Raw genomic sequence first — 23975 nt, forward strand, 5'->3', positions numbered from 1 at the left:
TCATCCGATCCGGACGCGGTGGACGGGGCGGCTCATCCCTCCGAGCCGGAACCCGACGGATCGGAGGGGAGTGGGAGGTCCCACGGATCCGGCTTCGGGACGACCCCTTCATCACCCGGAAGGACCGCACCCGCCGCGCGCTGAGCCTCGTCCTCGAGGAGGAGTGATTCGAAATCGCCGGGCGCGCACGGCATCTCCGCCCCGATCATGTACATCTCCTCGACAGCGCCGGTGACGAAGCTCGCCCGCAGCACCGGTCCGCCCTGCCCGTAGACCGTCGGGCGCGGAGTCGAATCGGTCACTCTCACCGTCATCCCCAGCGACTCCCAGTAGTCCGCGACCTTCCGCGCATCCCCCTCGACATCGGTGCCCGCCGGGGCCCACCAGTCGTAGCTGTAGCTCGCGCCGCTCACCCGGTCGCCGGGGCCGCACACATCGGGCCTGGCCGCGCCGCTCCGCGGCCACCACCCCTCCACATCGAGCCGCCCCGCGGAGTCCCGCACGAAATCCACCACCCGGTCCCGACCCTCCCGAGGACTCATCGTGCTCACCGGTCTCGTCTCCTTCTCCGTTGCACAAGCGGTCATCGACATCACGAGCAGAGCGGCGACGGTCAGCGCGACGCCCGTCCGCTGAGGAGAACCTCTACCCGCCATGGGAGGCTCCCACGACCGCCTTCTGGAAGGCGGTCGGTCCGAGCGGCCGGTTCTCGGTCAGCAGGTCGAGTCGCCGGGAGACGGCCCACGCCGCGTTCTGCAGGGACTCGGTGTTCTTGTCGAGATACCCCGCGAGATCGCCGTCGTCGCTCTTCAGCGCAGCGTGATCCGTCACGATCCTCCCGGCCTCGCCTCCGGTCTCCACACCGAAGACGCGCGCGCCGAAGTCCTCGTCAGCGGGATCCGTGTGGTGGTTCCAGCTGAAGGCGCGGCCCATCCACGCGGCCTCGTCGCCGCTCTCGGTCTCGCCGAGGTACTTGTCCCGCGCCTGCCCCGCGAAGACGGATTCCGCGTGCAGGTCGCTCGCCTCGTCGACGCTGTCCGGGAGGCCGGCCGAGCCCAGCGTCACGACGACCCCGAGCTCGACGTCCGAGCGCGAGGCGGCGACGGCCATGACGGTGCTGCCGTAGGAGTGTGCGACGACGTTCGGCTTCGGCAGGTCGTCGCCCCGGACCGCGGAGAGCCCCTGGACAGCCGAGGCGAGTGCGGCGCCGCCGGCGACCGCCTGGTTCGAGGTGAGGACGTCCATGCCGTTCCCGCCGAGCCGCGCCATCGGCGGGGTCTCGTAGCCGATCCAGGAGACGACGGCGCTGCCGGGCGGGAGGAGCGACTGCAGATTCTGCGACGCCTTCGTCCATCGGGTCATGCTCTCCGTCGTCTGTCCCATCCCGGGGACGGCGTAGGTGACGTTCGTGGCGGTGTCGGGATCGCCGATCGAGACGGCGGCGAGCGGAGGCTCGTCGGCGGTCAGGGAGATGAGGAAGCGCGGGTCCTGACCGAGACCGCGCCGGAGCGATGCCCGCACGTCCCTCAGCGCCACCAGCTGCGACTCCACCGCCGCGAGTCGCTCCCCGTCGCCCGCCTTCCCGCGCAGGCCCGCCGCCTCGCTCCTCAGCGCCGCGATCCGCGCCCTCAGCGCCCTCTCGTTCGCCCTCACCCGGGCGCGGTAGGGAACACCCTCCAGATTCCCGATCACCCCGGGCAGACCGGCGACCAGCGCCTCCTGCTGCGGCGAGAAGCGCGCGCCGTCCGTGGAGTCGAGGCTCCGCCACCAGTCGTTCACGAGGGTCGGAGCCAGTCGCCCGAGGCGGGCCGCGAGATCGGGCGACGCGGCGAGGAGTGTCGCGAGATCATCGGACGAGAGCGCCGCGAGGGAGTCGAGCAGGCTCCGGCCGCCCCGTGGCCGCGCCAGGGTGCCGACGGCGTCGAGGACGGGAACGGAGAGCGCCGCTCCCCCGGCGGCGGTGAAGGCCAGGGAGATCTGCTCGACCCAGGTCGCGTCGGCCGCACCGATCGACAGCAGCTCGCGGAAGCCCCGGAGCACCGAGAAGGACTCGACCGGCGCCCACGAGCAGCGGTTGCCGAAGGCTCCCCAGGCGGCCATCAGATCCTGGAGAAGGGAGCGCATCGCCTCGTCCGCCTGCCGGGTCTGCGAGACGAAGACGTCGAGGCGCTCGGGGTCGGCGGAGGTCGTGCCTCCCGCGGCGGGGCCGCCCGGGGACGTGCGGGGCACCGACCGGGGGGAGAACAGCGCACGGATCGGCGGAGGCACGACCGGCCGATCGGACGGCGGCCGGTCGACGACCTCCTCGACTCCCGCCGCGAGGGCCGCGACCGGATCGAGGCGGCGCTGCTGCTCGCGCTCGTCCGCCCGCCGCTTCCAGGCCGCGTACTCCTCCCGGCGCCGACGCTCCTCCTCGGCCTTCCGTGCCACGAGCCGAACCGTGTCGGCGAGCTCGTGCAGCTCGGCGCTCAGCCGACCGCGGTTCTCCCCGTCGCAGACGCAGACCCGGCGGAACAGCTCGGCGTACGCGCCGCGGAACTCGCCCAGCGCGTACTCGGCAGCGACGGACCTCAGCAGCCCCTGGGAGGCGAGCGCCTCCGCCGCCTCGTCCGAGGCGCGGACCAGCTCCGCCGCTGCTGCGTGGTCGAAAGAGAACAGGGTCATCGCCTCCTGAGTGAGAACATCTCAGGAAATGTAGAACGGCCACGACGCCGTCGGCACCGCGTGGCGCGAGACGGCGCGCGGTCAGCGCGCCCACGCTCCGTCCGGCGACCCGCACGCAGAAGTGGCGCGGACCGCATCGGTCCGCGCCACTCGTTCAGATCACGCGGCTCACTCCGCCGCGGTCAGCCGCTCCAGGTATCCCGCGAACGCACGCAGATCCTCCTCGGGCCAGGCGCTCAGCGCCTCCTGCATCCGCTGCCGCTGACGGCCGCCGAGGTCGCGCATCCGCTCGCATCCGGCCGCGCTGAGCGAGAGGAACCGCGCTCGGCCGTCGGCGGGATCGGTGGTCATCTCGACCAGGCCCAGCTCGGCGAGCTGGCGGGCCTGGCGGCTGATCGCGCTGCGGTCGACCCCGAGCCGCTCCGCCGCGGCGCCGGAGTGGACCGGACCGCAGCGCTCGAGGATCCGCAGCAGCCGCAGTCCGAAGGGCGGCAGCGCCGGGTCGATCGACGCCGCCGCGTCCCGGACGGCGAGGCGCACCTGGACGGCGAGCACGGTGATCTGCTCCTCGACCTCGTGCAGCGCCTCGGCCGAGGGCGCGGCGGCGGGCATCAGGAGCGCTCGATCACGTCGACCGAGCCGGTGGGAGCGGCGTGCCGGGCGTGCCCGACCGACTCCTCCTGCCGCTCCTCGTCGGCGTGGCGGCCGTGTCCGACGGGAGTGGCCCCGCGACCCTCCCGGGCGTGCGTCGCGTCGTCCGTCCGCCGGGCCTGGCCGACGGGGCGGAGCGCCGCCTGGCCGTCCGAGGCGGCGATGAGGGCGTCCTCCGCGGCCTGCAGCGGAGTGGTCGGCTCCGCCTTGAGCTGCACCGCGTTCTTCGAGCCGAGGCTCACGTTGGGCAGGAGGACGACGGCGATCAGCGTGACCACGGCGAGCGGGATGCTGTAGAGGAACACGTCGCCCACGCCGATCCCGTAGGCGCTCTCGACCACGACGCGCACGGCGTCGGGCAGAGTCGCCGGCTGCGGGATCGTGCCGCTGCCCAGCGCCTGCGCGGCGAGAGCCTGGTCGGCGGGAGCGAGACCCGCGATGCCGGTCTTGATGCGGTCGGCGATCACGGTGCCGAGCATCGAGCCCAGGACCGAGACTCCGACGGTGCCGCCGAGGCTGCGGAAGAACGTGACCGCGCTGGTCGCGACGCCGAGGTTCTTCACCTCGATCGAGTTCTGCACCACCAGGACGAGGTTCTGCATCAGCATGCCCAGGCCGGCGCCGAGGACGGCCATGTAGATCCCGACGAGGACCAGGTCCGTGTCGTAGCGGAGGGTGCTGAGGAGGGAGGTTCCGATCACGGCGAGCACGCCGCCGCTGATCATGATCGCCTTCCACTTGCCGGTGCGGGAGATGATCCCGCCGAAGATCGTCGACGCGATCAGCAGGCCGGCCATCATCGGGATGGTGAGCAGGCCCGACTGGGTCGGCGTGGCTCCGCGGGCCAGCTGCATGTACTGCGCGAGGAAGACGGCGACGCCGAACATCGAGACGCCGACCGAGATGCTCGCCACGACGGCGAGGCTGAAGGTGCGGTTCTTGAACATCCCCATCGGGATGATCGGCTCGGCCACGGTGAGCTCGGTGATCACGGCGGCGATCAGCAGCACGACCGCACCGCCGACCATGACCGCGGTCTCCCACGAGGCCCAGTCGAAGTTCTTGCCGGCGAGGGAGACCCAGATCAGCAGGAGCGAGACTCCGCCCGCGATGAGCACGGCGCCGAGGTAGTCGATCCGCACCTTGCGCTTCGGGTGCGCGGGGAGGCGGAGGGTCATCTGGAGGAGGACGATCGCGACGATCGCGACGGGCATCGCGATGAAGAAGTTCCAGCGCCAGCCGAACGCGTCGGTCACGACGCCGCCCAGGAGCGGGCCGCCGACGGTGCCGATCGCCATCACGCCGCCGAAGAGGCCGGCGTACTTGCCGCGCTCACGGGGGCTGATGATGTCGGCCATGATGATCTGGCTCAGCGCGGCGAGTCCGCCGGCGCCCAGGCCCTGGAACACGCGGAAGACGATCAGCATGTTCGTGTCCTGCGAGAAGCCGGCCAGAGCGGAGCCGATGACGAACAGCCCGAGGGCGAGCTGGATCAGCAGCTTGCGGTTGAACAGGTCGGCGAACTTGCCCCAGAGCGGAGTGGAGACCGTGGTCGCGAGCAGGGTCGCGGTGACGACCCAGGTGTAGGCGTTCTGGTCGCCCTTGAGGTCGGAGATGATCCGGGGCAGCGAGGTCGACACGACCGTGCCCGCGAGGATCGAGACGAACATGCCCAGCAGCAGGCCGCTGAGCGATTCGAGCACCTGGCGGTGCGACATGGCGCCGTCCGGCCCGGCGGGGGCGTGCGGCGCGGCGGTTCCGCGCGATGCGGCGCGGTGTTCGGGGTGTGACATGGGCTCCTCTTCAGCACGGCGGCGGTTCTAGTTGACCGCGATCAACTATTGACCGAGAGCAACTATATAGCCGGGCGTCACGAATCTCCAGTGGCACTCTGCTGCCGCCCAGGCGCCGCTCCGGCCGCGCCTATCCTCGGAGCATGGACAACATCGATCGGAAGATCCTCGATCTGCTGCGCCAGAACTCCCGCGCGGGCTACGGCGACATCGGCGGCGTGGTCGGGCTCTCCGCCTCCGCGGTGAAGCGCCGCGTCGACCGCCTCGTGGCCGACGGCGTGATCCGCGGCTTCACGATCAAGGTCGACCCCGCGGTCGACGGCATGGCCACCGAGGCCTACGTCGAGCTCTTCTGCCGCGGCACCGTCGCTCCGGACGAGCTCCGCCGCATCCTCTCCGCGGTCCCCGAGGTCGTCGACGCGGGCACGGTCACCGGCTCCGCCGACGCGATCGTCCACATCCGCTCGCGCGACATCCCCAGCCTCGAGCTCGCCCTCGAGAAGGTCCGCATCGCGCCCAACGTCGACCACACGCGCTCCGCGATCGTCCTCTCCCGCCTCATCCAGCGCAGCGAGGCCTGACGGATCGCGCCACCTCCTCGACGCGCGTCGCGACCGCCTGGTACTCCATACCTGTATGGTGAATCCAGGAGGGCGAGCATGAGCGACAGGGAACAGGCCGGTACGGCGGCACGACGGAGACGGCGCATCTGGCTGATGCTGCCGGCACTGTTCGTCGGCGTCCTGGCCGGGCACCTCGTCGCGACCGCGGTGGGCGCCGAGGATCCGTGGGACGTCGTGGTCACCGCCGCCGTCGCGGCAGCGGTGGCGTCCGTCGTCCTCGCCCTCGTCGACCGGCGGCGCTGAGCCCTCCCTCCTGGATCGGAATCCGAGGGAGGGAACGACGATGGAACGACAGAGGACGAGCACGGCACTGGTCGCGGCGGCGGCCGCTCTGCTGGCGGTGCCGCTGTTCACAGCGCAGGCCGCGCACGCCGAGCCGGCGAGGCAGGAGACGAGCAGCCGGGTGCACCTCGAGGCGCGGGGCGGATCGGCGTCGACGGTGACCTTCGACGTCACCGACGGCACGCGGATCGTCGAGCTGGCGGGCGGCGGGGTCGGCTTCACGGACGGCGCCGAGACGTCCGACGCACTCCCGGAGAGGATCGACGTCGGACGCGGCCGCACCGTGTCGGGCCACTGGTCGATCGACGACTCCGACACGCTCACCTTCCACTTCGCCCCGGACTCGGCGTCCCGCTCGGCGGCGGGCGGCCTGCACCTGAACAGCGACTGGAGCTCGCCCGAGTGGGGCCACTGCGTCGCCGGGAGCGGCGTCAGCGGTGCCGCGACCGGCGGGGTGATCGGCGCGATCTCCGGTCCCGGCGCGATCGCCTCCGCGACCGGCGGGCTGCTCGCGGGGATCATCGGCGGAGCGATCACCTGCTGAGCGCCGCCTCCTGAACGACCCGGATCAGGCGGGCGCGTCCGCTGCGGTGTGGACGCGCTCGCCGCCGATCCAGGTGCCCAGCACCCGGGTGTCCCCGATCGCCCGGGGGTCGCCGGCGAAGGGGTCCCGGTCCAGCAGGGCGAAGTCCGCCGCGAGTCCCACGGCGATCGAGCCCGACTCGCCCTCCAGGCCGTTCACCCACGCCGAGCCGGCCGTGGAGGCGGAGAGGGCGGTGGCGAGGTCGAGGCGCTGCTCCGGGAGGAACACCTCCTCGCTCCACCCCGGCTCGCGCTCGGACGGCGCCGAGAGCCGGTTCACCGCGACGTGGATCGCGGCGAGCGGGTCGGGCGTCGACACCGGCCAGTCGCTCCCCGCGGCGAGCACCGCGCCCGAGCGGAGCAGGTCGCCGAACGGGTACTGCCACGAGCCGCGCCGCTCACCGAGGAACGGCAGCGTCAGCTCCACCATCTGCGGCTCCAGCGAGGCCCACAGCATCTGCAGGTTGGCCGCGACGTCGAGCGCACGGAAGCGCGGCAGGTCGTCCGGATGCACGACCTGCAGGTGGGCGAGGTGGTGGCGGTTGCCGCGGCGCCCGTTCGCCTGGATCGCCCGCTCGACCGCGTCCAGGCACTCGCGTACGGCCCGATCGCCGATCGCGTGGAAGTGCACCTGGAACCCGGCCGCGTCCAGGAGCGGCACGGCCTCGTTCAGGAGGCGCGGGTGGACCATCGAGAGGCCGTCGCCGTGACCGTGGCCGCCGTGCCCGTCGAGGTAGGGCTCGAGCATCGCCGCCGTGAAGTTCTCGGCGACCCCGTCCTGCATGATCTTGACGGTGGTCGGCGCGAAGCGGTCGGCGGCGAGCGCCGCGCGCCGCTCGACGAGCTCCGGGATCTGCTCGACGCCGCGGCCCCGATCCCACCACAGCGCACCGCGGACGCGCCCGGTCAGCTCGCCGCTCAGCGCCGCGCGGCGGTACACCGGACCGGGGTCGCCCACATCGCCGTAGGAGCCGATGATCGCGTCCTGCCACGCCGTCACTCCGAACGAGTGCAGGGTCTCCTGCCCGAGGAGCAGCGCGCGGTGGAGCTCGTCCGCGCTCGCGGGCGGGAGGTGGCGGCGGACCGCGTCCATCGCCCCCTCGTGCAGGGTGCCGGAGGGGGTGCCGTCGGCCAGGCGCTCGATGCGGCCGTCGGCGGGGTCCGGCGTCGTGCGGTCGATCCCCGCGAGGCGCAGTGCGGCGGAGTTGACCCAGGCGCCGTGCCCGTCGGCGTTGGTGAGGAAGGCGGGCCGGTCAGGGACGACCGTGTCGAGCTCGCGGGCGGTCGGGGTGCCTCCGGGGAAGTCGGGCAGGTTCCAGCCGCCGCCGAGGATCCACTCCGCTCCGCTCTCCCGAGCCGCGTACCCGGCGACCGTCGCCAGGTGCTCGGCGGGCGACCCTCCCGCTCCGAGCCAGCAGCGCAGCAGCGCGGCGCCGCCCCAGACCGGGTGCACGTGGGCGTCCTGGAAGCCGGGGACGAGCATCCGGCCCTCGAGGTCGACCACCTCGGTGCGCGGCCCGATCAGGTCGGAGGCGTCGGCGCCGACCGCGACGATCCGCCCTCCGACGACAGCGACGCCGTGCGCTCGGGAGCGCACGGCGTCGGCGGTGAAGACGGCGCCGCCGGTCAGGACGAGATCGGCGGCGCGCACGGGTTCAGAAGCCCGCGGGAGCGAAGGCCTGCGTCATCTGGGAGAAGAGCGACACCGTCCAGCCGATCGCGATGAGGAACGACACGACCACGACGCCGAGGAAGACCCAGAGCGGGAGGAGTCCGCCGCCGGTCACGCGCTTCACGACCACGCTTCGGCCGATCACGTAGACGTAGGGAGCGGCGAGGAAGGCCCACGCCCAGTGGAACGGACGCTGCAGGCCGGCTCGCTTCAGCTGGCGCCAGTCGAGGAAGGCGAAGACGACCTCCGCCGCGTAGATCAGGAAGCCGACGACCTGGAGCACGCCGAGGCCGACGAGGTAGGCGGTCGACATCCCCATCGAGGAGCTCGGCCCGTAGGTCGAGGCCATCGACGAGTCGACGATCGCGCTCGGCGGGAGGAGGAAGATCGACAGCGCCGAGAGCAGCGGCAGGAGGACCACCACCCAGATCCACGGGGTGGACGTGACGATGCTCGTGTCGCGCTGCTGCACGAGTGCTCCGGGAGCCGCGGCGTAGGCCGGGTACTGCGGCTGCTGCTGGTTGTAAGGCTGTTGCTGCTGCTGGCCGTAGGGCTGCTGGCCGTACCCCTGCTGGCCGTACTGCTGGGGAGCCTGCTGGCCGGAGGGCTGCTGCGGCTGCGGCTGCTGGCCGTACCCCTGCTGGCCGTAGCCCTGCTGCCCGTAGCTCTGCTGCGGGTCGGCGGACGACGGCTGCTGCGGATACCGGCCCGAGGCCGACTGCCCGTAGCTCGTCGCCGCTCCGCTCGACGTCTCCCCGTAGGCGGGACGCTCGGCGGGCGGCGCGGGCGGAGTCGGTGCGGTCGGCGGAACGGGAGTCGCGGCGGCCTGCGCCGACCCGCTCTCGGCCGGGGCGGTGGGAGTGGCCGCCGGCGCGTCGCGGAGCGACTCCGTCCAGCCGGTCCCGTCCCACCAGCGCTGACGGGACGAGCCCGCCGGGTCCGGGTACCACCCGGCGCGGGGTCCGGAGGCCTCGCCGCCCGTGCTCGCGCCCTGGTCCGTGCCGGTTCCGTTGTCGTCCGTCATGGCGTCCTCCACTCCCCTCCGGGCGTCTGCCCGCGATCTCGGACCACCGTAGCGCCGCGACACGATGCATGGCCTGAGGGCGGGCTGATCGCGCGCTGTCCGAGCGCTGTCCGCACCGGCAGGCGTCGGAGGCCGTCGACCGCCAGGATGGACGCATGCCCCACCTCCTCCGAGCCCGCGCCGCCCTCTTCGACATGGACGGGACGCTCGTCGACTCGACGGCCGTCGTCGAGACCATCTGGGGTGCCTTCGCCGAGCGCTTCGCTCTCGACCACGACGCGGTGCTCGGCGCCGTTCACGGTGTCCGCGCCGCCGACAGCGTCCGCCGCTTCGCTCCGGCCGGCAGCGACGTCGACGCGATCGTCGCGGAGCTCGACGCATACGAGCTCGAGCACACCGAGGGCACCGTCGAGATCCCCGGCGCGACGGCGTTCCTCGCCTCACTCCCCCGCGAGCGCGTCGCCCTGGTCACGTCCGCGAGCCCGGCACTGGCGGCCGCCCGTCTGGCCGCGGCGGGCGTCCCCTCCCCCGACACCGTCGTCACCGCGCACGACGTCGCGAACGGCAAGCCTGCTCCCGACGGCTACCTCGCCGCCGCGGCCCTGCTCGGCGTCTCCCCCGAGGACGCGCTGGTGTTCGAGGACGCCGAGGCCGGCATCCGGGCGGGTCTGGACGCCGGCATGCGCGTCATCGTCGTCGGGAGCCACGAGAGTGCGAGCACCCGGGGGCTGCCCCGGATCGCGCACTACTCCGACGCGCACGCCGCGCTCGAGGGCGACGAGCTCGTCGTCACCCTCGGCGGGCCTCAGTAGCGGATCGCGTCGATCACCTTCACCCGCACGGCGACGATCGCCGGCACCAGGCCCGCGAGCGCGCCGACGAGGGTCGCCGCCCCGAGCCCGAGCAGCGCCGCCTCGGCCGGGAAAGGCGGGATGTCGGCGATCCCGTTGTCCTGCACGAAGGCCACCGTCCACGGGTTGGTGACGAGGATGACCGCGACCGTCACGCCGACCACTCCCGCGACGACGGTCGCCACGACGCTCTCCATCATGATCGAGAAGAAGATGCGGCCGGAGGAGGCGCCGAAGCTGCGTCGGATGCCGATCTCGCGGATCCGCTGCCGGACGGTGACCAGGGCGATGTTGAGCAGTCCGAGCGCGCCGAGCGCCAGCACCAGGCCCGCCACGCCGCCGATCACCCAGGTCAGCACGCCGAAGGGGTCGGAGTCGTAGACCAGGTAGTCCTGCCGGTCGACCGACACCTCGAAGTCGGATCCCAGGGCGCCGGCCACGTCGCGCTCCACCGCCGCGGCGAGGGGCTCGGCCAGGTCGAGCGGCACCCACATCTCGTAGTTCGGCACGCCCTGCCCGCCGTACTGCGGGTCGGCGTCGCGGGCGACCGCCGGGTAGGCGTCCGCGAGCATCATCATCGACGGATCCGTCTCGAACTGCGAGGAGGGAGTCACGCCGACCACCACGCCCGTGACGTCGCGCTCGGAGCCGAGCAGGGTGACCACCGGGTGGGTGCGCAGATCCGGGCTCCCGATCCGCTCCCAGAAGCGCTCGTTGACGACGAGTGCGGGAGCGAGGCGCTGGGAGTCGCGGGCGGTGAACCAGGAGCCGTCCACGATCTTCAGCCGGTGCATCTCGGCGAAGGGCTGGTCGACCGCCTGCACCGCGACGTCGACGGCGCCGTCGGCGAACTGAACGCGCGCGCTGCCGTAGGTCGAGCGGCTCGCGTAGGTGATGGAGTAGCGCTCGAGCGCACCGGTCCACGCGGCCTGGAGTGCGTCGGCATCCACCTCGGAGGTGCCGGTACCGGAGGGGTAGGCGGAGAGGAAGAGGCTCGCCGGGCGCCCGCTGGAGCGCTCGGCCTGCTCGATGCTGGCCTGGCGGGCGATGCCGCCGGCCGCGACGACCGCGGTCAGGGCGGCGACGGCCACCGCGACTCCGATCAGCGAGAGGAGCACGCGTCCGCGGTGGATCCGCAGCTCGGTCCACGCCTCGACGATCGCGCCGGCGATCCCGACGAGCGCGCGCATCAGAGGACCACCGCCTCGGCGACGGGGCCCGCATTCGCAGTCGAGCCCAGGCGGCCGTGGTCGAGCCGGTAGTGGCGCTCGGCCCGCGCCGCGATGGCCGGGTCGTGGGTGATGGTGACCAGCGCGGAGCCGGACTCGCGGGCGATCTCGTCGAGCAGGCCCATCACGCTCTCGCCGGTGTCGGTGTCGAGGGCGCCCGTCGGCTCGTCGGCGAGGATCAGCCGCGGTCGGCGCACCAGGGCGCGGGCGATCGCGATCCGCTGCTGCTCGCCGCCGGACATGCGCCCGGGCATCGAGTCCACGCGGTGCCCGAGGCCGACCCGCTCCAGCATCTCGGCCGCGAGGTCGCGGCGGCGCCAGAACTCCGATCCGGTCGCGTAGAGCAGCGGCGTCATCACGTTCTCGCGGGCGGTCCGCCCCTCCAGCAGGTTGAACTGCTGGAAGATGAAGCCGATGCTGCCGCCGCGGATGCGCGCGCGGGCCCGCGAGGACAGGGTCTCGGTGGGAGCGCCCTCGAGCAGCATCCGCCCCTCGGTGGGCTCGTCGATGAGTCCGAGGATGTTGAGCAGCGTCGACTTGCCGGAGCCGCTGCGCCCCACGACCGAGACGTGGTCGCCCTCGCCCACCTCGAGATCGACGCCGTCGAGGATCGTCAGCGGCGGTGCGTCGGGCAGCGGGACGACCTTGCGGATCCCCTCGAGCCGGAGGATCGTCACGAGCAGAAGACCGAGCCGTCGGGCTGCGCGATGCAGTCGCCGCCCAGCTGGACGTCGGGAGCAGCCTCCTCCGCGCCCGGCACGAACTGCAGGAGCTCGGCGCCCTCCTCCACTCCGCCGGTGATCTCGACGGAGCTGCCGTCGGTGAGTCCCAGCGTCACCGGGACCTCCTCGGTGCTGCCGTCGTCCGCCCGGCGGAACACGACGCCGGACTGGGCGGTGCCCTCGACCGCGGTGGTCGGCACGACGAGGACGTCCTCCGCCTTGCCTCCCGCGAGCGTCACCGAGGCGGCGAGCCCGGGGAACACGGTGACCTCCGTCGGCACCTGGCAGGTGAAGCTCGTGCCGGAGCCGCCGGTGGAGGTCCCGCCGCCGCCGTCCGTCGCGCCGCCGGTCGTGCCGCCCTCGCCGGCTCCGGCGAGAGGGGTGCTGATGGTGAGGTCGGTGCAGGTGAAGCCCGCGGGCCCGCCGGTGATCGCGACCTGCGCCTCCGTCGGCCGGTTCTGGATGCGGTAGAGCTGCTGCGCGTCGATCGTGCCGGTGACGGCGTAGCTCGGCGGCGCGACCTGTCCGGTCACCTCGCCGACCGTGACGGCCTGGTCGTGGATGACGCCGAGCGCGCTGAGGGTGCCGCCGGTCGCGGCGTAGACCCGCTCGAAGCGCACGGAGGGCTCCTGCTGGGTGAGGGTGACGGCGCCGTCCGGGCCGGTCGTCTCGACCGGGTCGCGCGGAGTCTCGACGCGGATGTCGTAGATGAGATCGCCCGACGCGACGGCCGCGCCCTGCTGCACGTAGACGTCGTCGACCGTTCCGGCCGCCGTCGCCTTGAGCGGCACGGCGGGGTCGGCGGCGACGGTGCCCTGGAGGGTGAGGTCGTTGGTGACCGTGCCGCGGGCGACCGTGACGGTCGGCTCGGTGATCTCACCGGTCGGCTGCGTCGGATCGGCCTCGGCCGCGCCGTCCGGGAAGAACGCGATCTTCACCAGGGCGATGCTCGCCGCTCCGATGATGACCATCCACACGATCGGGAACACCCAACGCCGAACCGCACCCATCAAGTCCCCCGACTCCGCTTCCAGAGCGCTCCGCCGTGGGGCGCCGGAGGCAGCCTATCCGGCGACGAGGTGGCGTCCCGGACCGTGGCGCGCCCGTCAGCCGACGAGCGCCGCGACGATCGAGGCGACGCGGCGCGCCCTCGTCTCGGCGGCCTTCGCGCCCTCGACCGACGTGACGTGGGCCTTCCGCGCGCTGGGCGAGAGCGCGGCGAAGCGCTCCGCAGCGCCCGCCGAGGCCAGCGCGGACGCCAGGTCCTCCGGCACGACGACCTCGCGCGGCACGGTGTCGAGCTCGATCACGACGTCGATCGCGTCACCGCCGGCGAGCTGCGTCTCGCGGCGCTTCTCGGCCGAGAACGGGATGAGCGCGCGTCCGCCCATCGCTCCGACCGTGCTGGTGAAGCGGTAGCCGTTCACCGTCACCGCGACGGCGGGACGCTTGCCGCCGCCGAGTGCCTCGAGGACCTCGGGCGGCACCTCGATGCCGGTGTTGTTGCCGATCCGGAAGAGCGTCGTCGTGAACTGCACGAGGCGATGATGGCACGGACTCCCGCGTGTCGCGCGGCCGATCGCCGGACTGACGCGGAGGGCCGTCGACTCGATCCTCGTCGACCTCCCGTTCACGGATCCGGAGCGCTCGAGGGCGATCTCCCCGGCGCTCGGCCGGACCCTGGATCCTCTGCTCAGCCCTGAATCCGCTGTTCAGCGACGACGCCGCCTGCTCCGTCGCCTCCGAGCACGTGTCCGCGATGCTCCTCCCGCCCCCCTCCTTCTCGACCTCCAGATCGAAGGAGATCGTCGACGCGCGCTCCCGGGTGCAGGGCCTCTTCGCGGTGAGCGTCGGCAGCAGGGAGGAGGTCGGCGAGGTGCTCGGGAACGGGCCGGCCTCCGGCGGCGCCGAGCCGGTCGCGGTGCAGGACCTCGGCTCCATGCGGGCGCGGCCTCGAGGACCCTGACGGGCACGTCCGGGAGTCCCTGTACATGAATTCGGCCGCGGCCGAGGCCGGTCCGCCCCGGGAGCGAGGGGTCGGTGCGCTCAGCAGGAGCGGGTGTCGGGGTCTCCGAGCGAGGAGCGCACGGCGTCGACCGTCATCCTGCCCTCGGGGTCGAGCCGGGCGAGCATGCGCGACATGATGTCGGCCAGCTGCGGGATCTGCTCGGCGTCGAGCGGATCGATGACGTCGGCCAGCACGGTCGCGACGTGACCGGGCGCCGTGTCGACGATCTTCTGGAGGCCGGCGTCGGTGAGCACCGCGTTCGTGGCGCGGCCGTCGGAGGCGCAGGGGCGGCGCTCGAGGTAGCCGCGGGCGACGAGGCGGGTCACCACGTGCGAGAGCCGGGGCAGGGTCGCGTTGGTGCGGGCGGCGAGCGTGGTCATCCGGAGGGCGCGGTCGGGCGCCTCGGACAGCATCGCCAGCGTCAGGTACTCGAAGTGCGTGAGCCCCGCGTCGCGCTGCAGCTGCGTGTCGAGGGCGCCCGGCAGCAGTTCCACGACCGCGATGAAGCGCAGCCAGGCGTCGAGCTGATCGGGCGTCAGCCAGCGTGTCTCGGGCGCACTCATCCCCCCACCCTACCCACTACTTGCCGCGACAAGTAAGTCCCCCCGCGCCTCGTTGAGCCGCGTCCCGGGGCTCCGTCGGGAGGCCGACCAGCGCCAGCCTGATCTCACCATCGTCGCGAGCACCGCCCCCGAGGCGAACCAGCGATCCGCGTGCGAGCGGATCGCTGTAGCCGAACGTCCCCCGCTCCACAGAACGCACCCCGTCGAGAAGCCGACCGCGCCCCGCCCGATCCACACCATCCCCGCGAGCAGCGCCCCCGAGGCGACCCAGCGATCCGCGTACCAGCGGATCGCTGCAGCCGAACGCACCCGGCCCTGCAGAACGCACCCCGTCGCGAAGCCGACCGCGCCACACAGAATCCACACCATCCCCGCGAGCACCGCCCCCGAGGCGACCCAGCGATCCGCGTACCAGCGGATCGCTGTAGCCGAACGCACCCCGCTCCTCAGAACGCACCCCGTCGAGAAGCCGACCGCGCCACGCCCGTCAGGGACGGGCGTGGAATCGACTACAGCACGTCGTCGCTCAGATCGATCGGGTTGCCGAAGCGGTGGTTCGTGATCGAGATCGCCTGCTCGCGGAGGAAGGGCAGCAGTTCGACGCGGCCGGCGGGGGTGACCGGGTCGGCGTAGACGGCGGTGTCGAGGGCGCCGCCGAGGGCTTCGGCGAGGGCGGTCGCGAGGGGGACGCGGGATCCGTCGGCGCGGGTGAGCGGGACCGGCGTGCCCGTGCTGCCGCGGGTCATGCCGGCGACGACGTCGGTGAAGGAGCCGGTCGAGTCGGACGATCGGCGGACGACGGCCTGCTGTCCGTGGGTCGGACTGCCGGGGGCCTGCGGGCCCGCGTAGCCGTCGACGCGGTCGGAGACGATGTCGCCGATGATGCGGATGCGCGGCGCCGTGATGCGGCCGGCCGCGGCGCGCTCGAGCCACTGGGCATCGGTCTCGACGACGATGCGCGGGACGAGGCCCGCCATCTCGGCGAGCTCGTCGCCGCCGAGCATCTCCTGCACCCGCGGCGGGAGCGGGAGGGACGTGGAGATGTCCATCCGGGAGCGGGTCAGCAGGCCCGCGGCGATGACGCGGAGGAGCTCTCCGAGGTCGCCGCCGTCGGCCAGGCGCAGCGCGATCGGCACGCGGAGGTAGCGGAACAGGTTCCGCTCGACGCCGACCTTCGAGATGTCGGTGACGACGCCGAACTCGGTCGCCCAGGCGAGCTGGTCGGAGAGGGCGGAGCGGCGGAGCAGGTCGAACTGCTCGAACCGGAGCGAGGACTGGGCCGCCTCGATGAACTGGCGCGCGCGGTCGTCGAGGCCGCGCAGGTGCAGCGTCGAGGAGGAGCGCGCGGGCGAGGGCTTCCAGGAGCCGAGGCCGATGAGGTGGTTGGGTCCGCCCGCCTTCGCGCCGCCGCCGACGGACGAGCGCTTCCATCCGCCGAAGGGCTGGCGCCGGACGATCGCTCCGGTGATGCCCCGGTTGACGTAGAGGTTGCCCGCCTCGACCGAGTCGATCCAGAGGGCGAGCTCGTCGGCGTGCAGGGAATGGAGCCCGGCCGTGAGCCCGTACTCGGTGCCGTTCTGCATCCGGACGGCGTCCTCGAGGGTCGCCGCGTGCATGATCCCGAGCACCGGGCCGAAGAACTCGGTGAGGTGGACGTAGCTGTCCTCGGTGACGCCCTCGCGGATCCCGGGTGACCAGAGCGTGCCGCTCTCGTCGAGGCGCTGCGGCTCGACGAGCCACGACTCGCCTCCGCCCAGCGTGGTGAGCGCGTGCAGGAGCTTGCCGGTGGGCTCCTCGATGAGCGGCCCCATCACCGCCGACGGGTCGTCGGGCCGGCCGACGCGGAGCGACGTGACGGCGTCGACCAGCTGGGCGCGGAAGCGCTTGGAGCGGGCGACCGAGCCGACCAGGATCACCAGGGAGGCGGCGGAGCACTTCTGGCCGGCGTGCCCGAAGGCGCTGCGGACGATGTCGGCGACGGCGAGGTCGTAGTCGGCGTGGGGAGTGACGATGATCGCGTTCTTGCCGCTGGTCTCGGCCTGCAGTGCGAGGCCGGGCCGCCAGGAGCGGAAGAGGCGGGCGGTCTCGTAGGAGCCGGTGAGCAGCACGCGGTCCACGAGGGGGTCGGTGATCAGCGCCCGTCCCAGCTCCTCCTCGTCGAGGTCGACCAGGGCGAGGAGCTCCTGCGGGACGCCCGCGTCCCAGAGCGCCTCGACGAGCACAGCCGCCGAGCGGCGGGCCTGGGGCGCCGGCTTCACCACGACTCCGGAGCCGGCGGCGAGCGCCGCGAGGATCGATCCGGCCGGGATGGCGACCGGGAAGTTCCACGGCGGAGCGACGACGGTGACCCGCGCGGGGACGAAGGTGGCCCCGGTGACGGCGTCGAGCTCGCGGGCGCGGGTGGCGTAGTAGTGGGCGAAGTCGATGGCCTCGGAGACCTCGGGGTCGGCCTCGGCGATCGTCTTGCCGGTCTCGGAGGCCATCACCTCGATCAGGCGGTCGCGGTTCGCGGCGAGGACGAGGCCGGCGCGGTCGAGCACGGCCGCTCGGTCGTAGCCCAGGCGCTCGCCCCAGCGCTCCGCGCGGCGGGACACCGTGCGCAGCACCTCCTGGAGCTCCGCCTCGGTGCTCACGCGTGCGGCGTCGGCCGTGCCCGCTCCGATGGTCGACCCGGCGATGCGCTCGGTGATCAGGCGCGCCCAGCGGCGGTTGCCGGGGAGGGCGGGGTCGGTGTCGGGCTCGTTGTGGAAGCCCGCGGTCGCGGCGGCGGCGCCGGAGCCGCGGCTGAGGCCGAGGACGGCCTGGGTCAGGCCCGCGGCGGCCGGGTCCTGCGCCCGCTCGCCGGCGCGGGCGTGCTCCTGCACGAGGCGGCGGCCGGAGCCGGAGGACCACTCCCGCAGGCGGTCCTGCGTGCGGTTCGGCGGCGGGACGGAGTCGTCGAGGGCCTCGAGCGAGGCGCGGAAGCGGCCGAGCTCCCGCTGCAGCACCTCCTCGTCGTCGAGGCGGAACGCGGCCGAGAGGAAGTTCTCGGGGCTGCTGTTCTCCTCGAGCCGGCGGATGAGGTACGAGATGGCCACGTCGAACTCGTGCGGGTGCACGACGGGCGTGTAGAGGAGGAGGCGTCCCACGTCCTCGCGGACGGCGCGCGCCTGCCCGGTCGCCATCCCGAGCAGCATCTCGATCTCGACCGCGCCGGTCACCCCGCGCTCGGTCGCCGTGAGCCACGCCCAGGCGAGGTCGAAGAGGTTGTGCCCGGCGACGCCCACGCGCACCGCGTCGACGCGCTCCGGCCGCAGTGCCCGGTCGAGCAGGCGCTTGTAGTTCGTGTCGGCCTCCACCTTGCTGCCGACCGTCGCGAGCGGCCAGTCGTGCAGGGCCGCGTCGACCCTCTCCATCGCGAGGTTCGCGCCCTTCACGACGCGCACCTTGATCGGGGCTCCGCCGCGGGCCCGGCGCTCCTGCGCCCACCCGGTCAGCTCGTCGAGCACGCGGACGGAGTCGGGCAGGTAGGCCTGCAGGACGATGCCCGCCTCGAGGTCGAGCATGCCCGGCTGCTCGAGGAGGCGCCGGAACACGGCGACCGTCAGGTCGAGGTCGCGGTACTCCTCCATGTCGAGGTTGATGAAGGTGGGGTCGGCTCCGGACGCGGCGGCCTGGTAGAGCGGGGTGAGACGCTCCACGACGCGGTCGACCTCCTCCTCGAAGGCCCACATCGACAGCTGGCTGACGACGCTCGAGACCTTGACGCTGACGTAGTCGACGTCCGGCCGCTCGAGCAGGCGGAGGGTCCCCTCGAGGCGGCGGCGGGCCTCGCGCTCGCCGAGCACGGCCTCGCCGAGGAGGTTGAGGTTGAGCCGGTCGCCGCCCTCGCGCAGCGCGGCGACGGCCGCACCGAGACGCGCCTCCGAGGCGTCGACCACGAGGTGCCCGACGAGGCGGCGGAGGACCCGGCGGGCCGCGGGCACGACCACCCAGGGCAGCACGGGGCCGACGGCGCCGCCGGTGCTGATCGCGGCGCGCAGGTAGGAGGGGAGGAAGGCGGGCGTCTTCGCGGTGAGCGCCGCGAGGTTCTCGGCCGCGACCGAGAGGTCCTCGGGCCGGGCGACGCCGTCGACGAACCCGACGGTGAAGTCGAGTCCGTTCGGGTCCTGGAGCACGCCCGCGAGCCGCTGGGCGGCGGGCTCGACCGGGAACTCGCCGCTGCGCGCGATCCAGCGGCGGACCAGGGACTCGACGCGCTCGATCATCGGGCGGTCGTCGACCTCGGGCTCGGCGGCGGCGGGCGCCGCGTGCTCCGACTCCGACGCGGCGTCGGGCCCGCGCACGACCTCGTCCTCAGCATCGCGCACGACCTCGTCCTCGGCATCGGGCTCGCTCACGGCCTCGTCCTGAGCGTCGCGCACGACCTCGTCCTCGTCCTGAACACCGGGCTCGCGCAGGTCCTCGTCCTCAGCGTCGGACTCCTGCTCGTCCTGAGGCTCGGCCGCGTCCTCGGACGCGGACTCCGGCGCCGGCACGACCTCGGCCCCGCTCACGGAGTCGCGCGCCTCACCGGCCTCGACCTCGTCGTCCGACCCCGTGCCGCCCTCCGGCGTCCGACCACCGATCGTCGCGTCGACCCCGCTCCGCACGGCCGCGTCGTCGGGGTCGCGCTCCGGGTCGCTGCCGGGCACACCTGGGGTCGTCGACTGCTGCATCCTCCGAGGCTAAGCCCGACCCGCCGCCCGGACGCGGCGTGACGCGGTGGTCGCGCCGACTCGCCCGCGAGCCGCCCCTGTGGAGGAGCGGATCAGTGCCGGCGGTGGTCCTGGATGGTCATCCGCGGGCCGTGCCGCGGCTTCCTCGCTCCGCTGCAGCCGATCAGCCGGATGACCCGCTGCCGGTGCCCGCGCCACGGCTCGAGGAGCTCGAGCATGCCGTCGTCGTCGACCCCGAGCCGGCCCGTGAGCGCGAAGCCGACGGCCGCGGCCAGGTGGTAGTCGCCCACGCTGACCGCGTCCGGATCTCCGTGGGCGCGCATCATCACCTCGGACGCCGTCCACGGCCCGATCCCCGGCACCGACTGCAGCCGGCGGGCGACCTCGTCGCCGCCCCGCCCGAGCGCGAGGGTCCGCTCGAGGCCGGAGGCGACGAGCGCGGCGGTGAGGACGGTCCGCGAGCGCCGCGGATCCACTCCCGCGCGGTGCCAGTCCCACGAGGGCACGCGCCGCCACTGCTGCGCGCTCGGAGCCACGTGCAGAGCGACCGGCCCCGGGGCGGGCTCCCCGTGGAGGCGCACCAGCACCCGGTAGGCGCGCCACGCCTCCGTGCTCGTGACCTTCTGCTCGAGGACCGACGGCGCGAGCATCTCGAACACCAGGTTCGCGCGCGTGAGGCGCAGGCCCGACGAGCGGCGGAGCACCTCGGCGAGCGGCGCGTGGGCCGACAGGTCGAGCCCGCTCCAGTCGTCGCCGTGGCCGAGGAGCTCGGGGACCGCGTCGATCAGCCACTCCGCTCCCCCGCCCCAGGCGCGCGCGTGGACCGCGCCGTCCACCGCCTGCCGCAGATGCAGGGTGCCCGGGCCGAGCGGCGTGCGGAACGCCCGCCAGAAGCCGGACGCGTCGAGGAGCATGGTCGGGTCGCCCGAGCCCCGCAGCAGCGTGCGGAGGGTGAGCGCGAGGCTCACCGGCTCCGCCGGCGCGTAGACCGTCGCCCAGGCGGGCTCCGGAGCAGGGGCGGGGATCGACACGCAGTGATGGTAACCGGCGGCTCCGACACCGGATCGGACGCTCCTCCGCAGAACCCCCATCCACGACGTGTTCGGAGCGACACGCCCGGCGGATTGGTTCAGACGGCGTGAACACATGCGCGGATCCGATCGCCCGTTTCCACTGGTCAGCAGGTCGATCCCGGGCGTAGCTTCGCGCTGTCGCGGCGGCGCTCCAGCCGCCCGGCACCCGCCTATCACTGGAGATGCGCACATGTTCGACACGACCTTCATCCGCAACGCGATCGTCAAGAGCTCTGAGACCGCTCTCGACCGTCGCCGCTTCTTCGAGGCCACCGGCGTCGCCGGCCTCGGCATCGGAGCCGCGGCCCTCGCCGCGCCCACCGCCTCCGCCGAGGAGGTCGCTGCCAGCGGCCCCAGCGACGCCTCGATCCTCAACTTCGCCCTCAACCTCGAGTACCTCGAGGCCGAGTTCTACCTCCGCGCCGTCTACGGCACCGGCCTCGGCGGCTCGGACGTGACCGGCAAGGGCACGCCCGGCGGCGTCATCGGCGGCCGCCCCGTCGACTTCAAGACCCCGTGGCTGAAGAGCTTCGCCACCGAGGTCGCGAACGACGAGAAGGCCCACGTGCAGTTCCTGCGGGCCGCGCTGGGCACCGCGAAGGTGGCCCGCCCGGCGATCAACCTGAAGGACAGCTTCAACTCCGCCGCCGTTGCGGCGGGGCTGATCAAGGCCGGTCAGTCGTTCGACCCGTTCGCGAGCGAGTCGAACTTCCTGCTCGGCGCCTTCGTCTTCGAGGACGTGGGAGTGACCGCCTACAAGGGCGCCGCCCCGCTCATCCAGTCGAAGACCTACCTCGACGCGGCCGCCGGCATCCTCGCGGTGGAGGCGTACCACGCGGGCGCGATCCGCTCGGCGATCTACGCCGCCGACCTGTCCGACTCGGCGAACAAGCTCTCCGACGCTCGCGACAGCCTCGACGGCAAGACCGACCTCGACCAGGGCGTCAAGGTCAACGGCCAGGCGAACATCGTCCCGACCGACGCCAGCTCGATCGCGTTCAGCCGCACCCCGGGCCAGGTCCTCAACATCGTGTACCTGAACCCCGCGGCCGGGACGCGCACCGGCGGATTCTTCCCCCGCGGCGTCAACGGCGAGCTCGTCACGACCTAGTCCCACCAGCACCGAGCACGACGACGGGCCCTTCCTCGAGGCGGCGAGGAGGGGCCCGTCGTCGTCCGCGTGCACATCCGTTCACCGGGTCCTCTAACCTGAGCGGGTGAAGATCGGGATCCTGACCTCCGGTGGCGACTGCCCCGGCCTCAACGCCGTCATCCGCGGTGCCGTCTACAAGGGCATCAAGGTCTACGACCAGGAGTTCGTGGGCTTCCGGAACGGCTGGCGCGGAGTGGTCGACGGCGACCTCCTGCCCCTGGGCCGCCCCGAGATCCAGGGCATCGCCAAGCAGGGCGGCACGATCATCGGCACCAGCCGGACGAACCCGTTCGAGGGCGAGAACGGCGGCCCCGAGAAGATCGCCGAGATGATGGACCGCAACGGCATCGACTCGATCATCGCGATCGGCGGCGAGGGCACCCTGGCCGCGGCCAAGCGCCTCACGGACGCGGGTCTCAAGATCGTCGGCGTCCCCAAGACCATCGACAACGACCTCGGCGCCACCGACTACACCTTCGGCTTCGACACCGCCGTCGGCATCGCGACCGACGCGATGGACCGCCTCCGCACCACCGGCGACTCGCACGGCCGCTGCATGGTCGCCGAGGTCATGGGCCGCCACGTCGGCTGGATCGCCCTGCACTCCGGCATGGCCGCGGGCGCCCACGTCATCCTCATCCCGGAGAAGCGCACCTCCCTCGACCAGATCGTCGAGTGGGTGCAGAGCGCGCAGGACCGCGGGCGCGCACCGCTCGTCGTGGTCGCCGAGGGCTTCTCGCTCGACACGATGGACGACGCCCACTCCGAGCGCGGCCTCGACGCCTTCGGCCGGCCCCGCCTCGGCGGCATCGGCGAGCTGCTGGCCCCGCTCATCGAGGAGCGCACCGGCATCGAGACCCGCGCCACGACGCTCGGCCACATCCAGCGCGGAGGCACGCCCACCGCGTTCGACCGCGTCCTCGCGACCCGCCTGGGCATGGCCGCCATCGACTCCGTCGTCGCCGAGCACTGGGGCCGCATGGTCGCCCTGCGCGGCACCGACATCTACCACGTGGACTTCGCCGAGGCGCTCGGCACCCTCAAGACGGTCCCGGACGCCCGCTACGAGGAGGCGCGCACCCTCTTCGGGTAGCGCGCGCTCCCCGCGGAGCGGGTCAGCCCTTCGCGCCGTCCGGCGTCGCCGTGGCGACGATCTGCGCCCGCGCGAGGGTGTGGAAGTGCGCGTTGAAGCCGAGGACCGCCGGCGTCGACTCCGGATCGAGGTCGAGCGACTCGACGTCGAGGGCGTGCACCACGAAGAAGTAGCGGTGCTCGCGGTCCGGCGGCGCCGCTCCGACGAACTGGCGCAGCCGCATCTCGTTGGGCAGCGTCTGCGCGCCCGCCGGGAGCAGCTCGAAGCCGGCGGCTCCGGCTCCCGTGGGGAGCTCCGTGGTGTCGGCCGGGAGGTTGTAGACGGCCCAGTGCCAGAAGCCGGAGCCGGTGGGCGCGTCGGGGTCGAACACCGTCACGGCGAAGCTCTTCGTCTCGGCGGGGGCTCCCGACCAGCGCAGGTGCGGCGAGACGTCCTCCCCGCCGGAGCCCTCGCCGTAGTGGCGGGCGGACAGGGGCGCACCGTCGGCGATGTCGTCGCTCTCGAGCGCGAAGGTCGGCACCTCGCCGAGGCGGGCGTAGGGGTCGTAGGTCCAGTCGGACATCCGGTTTCTCCGTTCGGGAAGGGCGGGCGGGGGCCCGCGCCCTCAGCCTAGGAACCCGGCGGTGCGCGCCGAAGGGCTTGCGGAGGGGGTCAGGACCCGAGATAGCGCCCGGGCCGGTGGTTGAACGCCAGGACCAGGTTGAGCACCACCACTCCCGCCGCCGAGATCAGCACGTTCAGCGGAGGCACCACCAGCAGCGCGGCCGCGACCACGCACGCGTCGAGCGCCATCATCACGTAGCCCGCCCGCCAGCCGAGCCGCTCCTGCGCGATCAGGGCGACGATGCTGAATCCGCCCAGGCTCGACCCGTGCCGGAAGAGGATCAGGAGGCCGATCCCCGCGAGCACGTCGCCCGTGAGGACGCCGTAGACGGGCTCGATCCGCAGCTCGCCGAACGCCAGCGGGTGCAGCCCCGCCAGGACCGAGACCAGCACGATCGAGAACATGGTCCGCAGCGTGAACCGCCAGCCCTTCTTCCACAGCGAGAGGGCGAGGAACGGCACATTGACCGTGACGAGGATGACGCCGAACGGGATGTCGAGCGGGTACCCCAGCAGCAGCGCGAGACCCGCGGTGCCGCCCGTGACCGCCTGGCTCGCGCGCAGCAGGTAGAGGCCGAGCGACACGACGAACGCACCGGTGACGAGACCGAAGACGTCCTCGAGGCGGGAGTGCGGCACGGGGGCGGAGGCGTCGGGCACCCGACGATGCTGCCACACGCCGCGCCCCGGTC

At 73.1% G+C, this 23975-nt stretch carries 22 protein-coding genes; 7 read left to right on the forward strand and 15 right to left on the reverse strand.

All coding sequences use genetic code 11. The annotated features are described in order from the left end of the window. Window positions 1–32 precede the first annotated feature (32 nt). The 4 genes from C5C39_RS05120 to C5C39_RS05135 form a co-directional block, all read right to left on the reverse strand. Window positions 33–596, reverse strand: coding sequence for a hypothetical protein (locus C5C39_RS05120; protein ID WP_146083875.1), 564 nt, complete (start codon window positions 594–596; stop codon window positions 33–35). Window positions 597–645: 49 nt separating this feature from the next. Next, window positions 646–2664 carry an alpha/beta hydrolase gene (locus tag C5C39_RS05125; RefSeq protein ID WP_104352825.1) on the reverse strand — a complete coding sequence of 673 codons (2019 nt, stop codon included), beginning with the start codon at window positions 2662–2664 and terminating at the stop codon, window positions 646–648. A 168-nt stretch (window positions 2665–2832) separates the two neighbouring features. After that, a complete protein-coding gene (locus tag C5C39_RS05130; RefSeq protein ID WP_104335501.1) occupies window positions 2833–3276 on the reverse strand; it encodes a MarR family winged helix-turn-helix transcriptional regulator in 444 nt (147 codons plus the stop codon). Then, on the reverse strand, window positions 3276–5033 hold the full coding sequence (locus C5C39_RS05135) for an MDR family MFS transporter (protein ID WP_104352826.1): 1758 nt from the start codon (window positions 5031–5033) through the stop codon (window positions 3276–3278). Before C5C39_RS05135 ends, C5C39_RS05130 begins: the two co-directional genes overlap by 1 nt. A 218-nt stretch (window positions 5034–5251) precedes the next feature. Here C5C39_RS05135 and C5C39_RS05140 point away from each other — a divergent pair, with 218 nt between their 5' ends. The 3 genes from C5C39_RS05140 to C5C39_RS05145 all read left to right on the forward strand — a co-directional run bounded on the left by C5C39_RS05140 (window position 5252) and on the right by C5C39_RS05145 (window position 6557). Continuing rightward, window positions 5252–5689 (forward strand): Lrp/AsnC family transcriptional regulator, encoded by a 438-nt coding sequence (locus C5C39_RS05140; RefSeq protein WP_104222855.1) that lies wholly within the window; start codon window positions 5252–5254, stop codon window positions 5687–5689. A gap of 78 nt (window positions 5690–5767) precedes the next feature. Further along, on the forward strand, window positions 5768–5974 hold the full coding sequence (locus C5C39_RS17170; protein WP_146076614.1) for a hypothetical protein: 207 nt from the start codon (window positions 5768–5770) through the stop codon (window positions 5972–5974). 40 nt (window positions 5975–6014) lie between these two features. Beyond that, on the forward strand, window positions 6015–6557 hold the full coding sequence (locus C5C39_RS05145; protein WP_104222856.1) for a hypothetical protein: 543 nt from the start codon (window positions 6015–6017) through the stop codon (window positions 6555–6557). Window positions 6558–6581: 24 nt separating this feature from the next. On the opposite strand, the gene C5C39_RS05150 is transcribed toward C5C39_RS05145, so the two are convergent. Both C5C39_RS05150 and C5C39_RS05155 read right to left on the reverse strand, forming a co-directional pair. Next, window positions 6582–8246 (reverse strand): amidohydrolase, encoded by a 1665-nt coding sequence (locus C5C39_RS05150; RefSeq protein ID WP_104352827.1) that lies wholly within the window; start codon window positions 8244–8246, stop codon window positions 6582–6584. Between the two features lie 4 nt (window positions 8247–8250). Then, window positions 8251–9291: a DUF2510 domain-containing protein gene (locus C5C39_RS05155; protein ID WP_146083876.1), complete on the reverse strand. Its 1041-nt coding sequence runs from the start codon at window positions 9289–9291 to the stop codon at window positions 8251–8253. A gap of 155 nt (window positions 9292–9446) precedes the next feature. On the opposite strand from C5C39_RS05155, the gene C5C39_RS05160 reads away from it, so the two are divergent. Continuing rightward, window positions 9447–10103 (forward strand): HAD-IA family hydrolase, encoded by a 657-nt coding sequence (locus C5C39_RS05160; protein WP_104226157.1) that lies wholly within the window; start codon window positions 9447–9449, stop codon window positions 10101–10103. Here C5C39_RS05160 and C5C39_RS05165 read toward each other — a convergent pair. The 4 genes from C5C39_RS05165 to C5C39_RS05180 all read right to left on the reverse strand — a co-directional run bounded on the left by C5C39_RS05165 (window position 10097) and on the right by C5C39_RS05180 (window position 13631). Further along, window positions 10097–11332 carry an ABC transporter permease gene (locus tag C5C39_RS05165; RefSeq protein WP_104260405.1) on the reverse strand — a complete coding sequence of 412 codons (1236 nt, stop codon included), beginning with the start codon at window positions 11330–11332 and terminating at the stop codon, window positions 10097–10099. The two genes, C5C39_RS05160 and C5C39_RS05165, sit on opposite strands and share 7 nt — an antisense overlap. Then, window positions 11332–12048 carry an ABC transporter ATP-binding protein gene (locus tag C5C39_RS05170; RefSeq protein ID WP_104352829.1) on the reverse strand — a complete coding sequence of 239 codons (717 nt, stop codon included), beginning with the start codon at window positions 12046–12048 and terminating at the stop codon, window positions 11332–11334. Before C5C39_RS05170 ends, C5C39_RS05165 begins: the two co-directional genes overlap by 1 nt. Then, complete coding sequence (locus C5C39_RS05175) at window positions 12045–13064, reverse strand: efflux RND transporter periplasmic adaptor subunit (RefSeq protein ID WP_104222862.1); 1020 nt, start codon at window positions 13062–13064, stop codon at window positions 12045–12047. The genes C5C39_RS05170 and C5C39_RS05175 overlap by 4 nt, the downstream gene beginning before the upstream one ends. Window positions 13065–13199: 135 nt before the next feature. Continuing rightward, complete coding sequence (locus tag C5C39_RS05180) at window positions 13200–13631, reverse strand: YdeI/OmpD-associated family protein (protein ID WP_104352830.1); 432 nt, start codon at window positions 13629–13631, stop codon at window positions 13200–13202. 212 nt (window positions 13632–13843) lie between these two features. On the opposite strand from C5C39_RS05180, the gene C5C39_RS17400 reads away from it, so the two are divergent. Then, window positions 13844–14059, forward strand: coding sequence for a hypothetical protein (locus C5C39_RS17400; protein ID WP_181136321.1), 216 nt, complete (start codon window positions 13844–13846; stop codon window positions 14057–14059). 80 nt (window positions 14060–14139) lie between these two features. Here the strand turns inward: C5C39_RS17400 and C5C39_RS05190 are convergent, their stop codons facing one another. From C5C39_RS05190 to C5C39_RS05205, 3 genes are all read right to left on the reverse strand, one after another. Then, complete coding sequence (locus C5C39_RS05190) at window positions 14140–14664, reverse strand: MarR family winged helix-turn-helix transcriptional regulator (RefSeq protein WP_104233099.1); 525 nt, start codon at window positions 14662–14664, stop codon at window positions 14140–14142. Between the two features lie 509 nt (window positions 14665–15173). Further along, window positions 15174–18911, reverse strand: a complete 3738-nt coding sequence (locus tag C5C39_RS05200) for a proline dehydrogenase family protein (RefSeq protein WP_104352844.1) — start codon at window positions 18909–18911, stop codon at window positions 15174–15176. A gap of 542 nt (window positions 18912–19453) precedes the next feature. Beyond that, a complete protein-coding gene (locus C5C39_RS05205; protein ID WP_258063215.1) occupies window positions 19454–20392 on the reverse strand; it encodes a DNA-3-methyladenine glycosylase in 939 nt (312 codons plus the stop codon). A gap of 232 nt (window positions 20393–20624) precedes the next feature. Between C5C39_RS05205 and C5C39_RS05210 the strand changes: the two genes are divergently transcribed. After that, window positions 20625–21545 carry a ferritin-like domain-containing protein gene (locus tag C5C39_RS05210; protein ID WP_104323674.1) on the forward strand — a complete coding sequence of 307 codons (921 nt, stop codon included), beginning with the start codon at window positions 20625–20627 and terminating at the stop codon, window positions 21543–21545. Window positions 21546–21651: 106 nt separating this feature from the next. Further along, window positions 21652–22680, forward strand: a complete 1029-nt coding sequence (locus C5C39_RS05215) for a 6-phosphofructokinase (RefSeq protein WP_104237632.1) — start codon at window positions 21652–21654, stop codon at window positions 22678–22680. Window positions 22681–22702: 22 nt separating this feature from the next. On the opposite strand, the gene C5C39_RS05220 is transcribed toward C5C39_RS05215, so the two are convergent. Together C5C39_RS05220 and C5C39_RS05225 are read right to left on the reverse strand one after the other, a co-directional pair. Continuing rightward, window positions 22703–23242: a YbhB/YbcL family Raf kinase inhibitor-like protein gene (locus C5C39_RS05220; RefSeq protein ID WP_104352832.1), complete on the reverse strand. Its 540-nt coding sequence runs from the start codon at window positions 23240–23242 to the stop codon at window positions 22703–22705. Window positions 23243–23331: 89 nt separating this feature from the next. After that, window positions 23332–23943, reverse strand: coding sequence for a YitT family protein (locus tag C5C39_RS05225; protein ID WP_244230588.1), 612 nt, complete (start codon window positions 23941–23943; stop codon window positions 23332–23334). Between the last annotated feature and the right edge of the window lie 32 nt (window positions 23944–23975).

This window comes from Rathayibacter sp. AY1F3, assembly GCF_002931975.1.
Taxonomy (GTDB): domain Bacteria; phylum Actinomycetota; class Actinomycetes; order Actinomycetales; family Microbacteriaceae; genus Rathayibacter.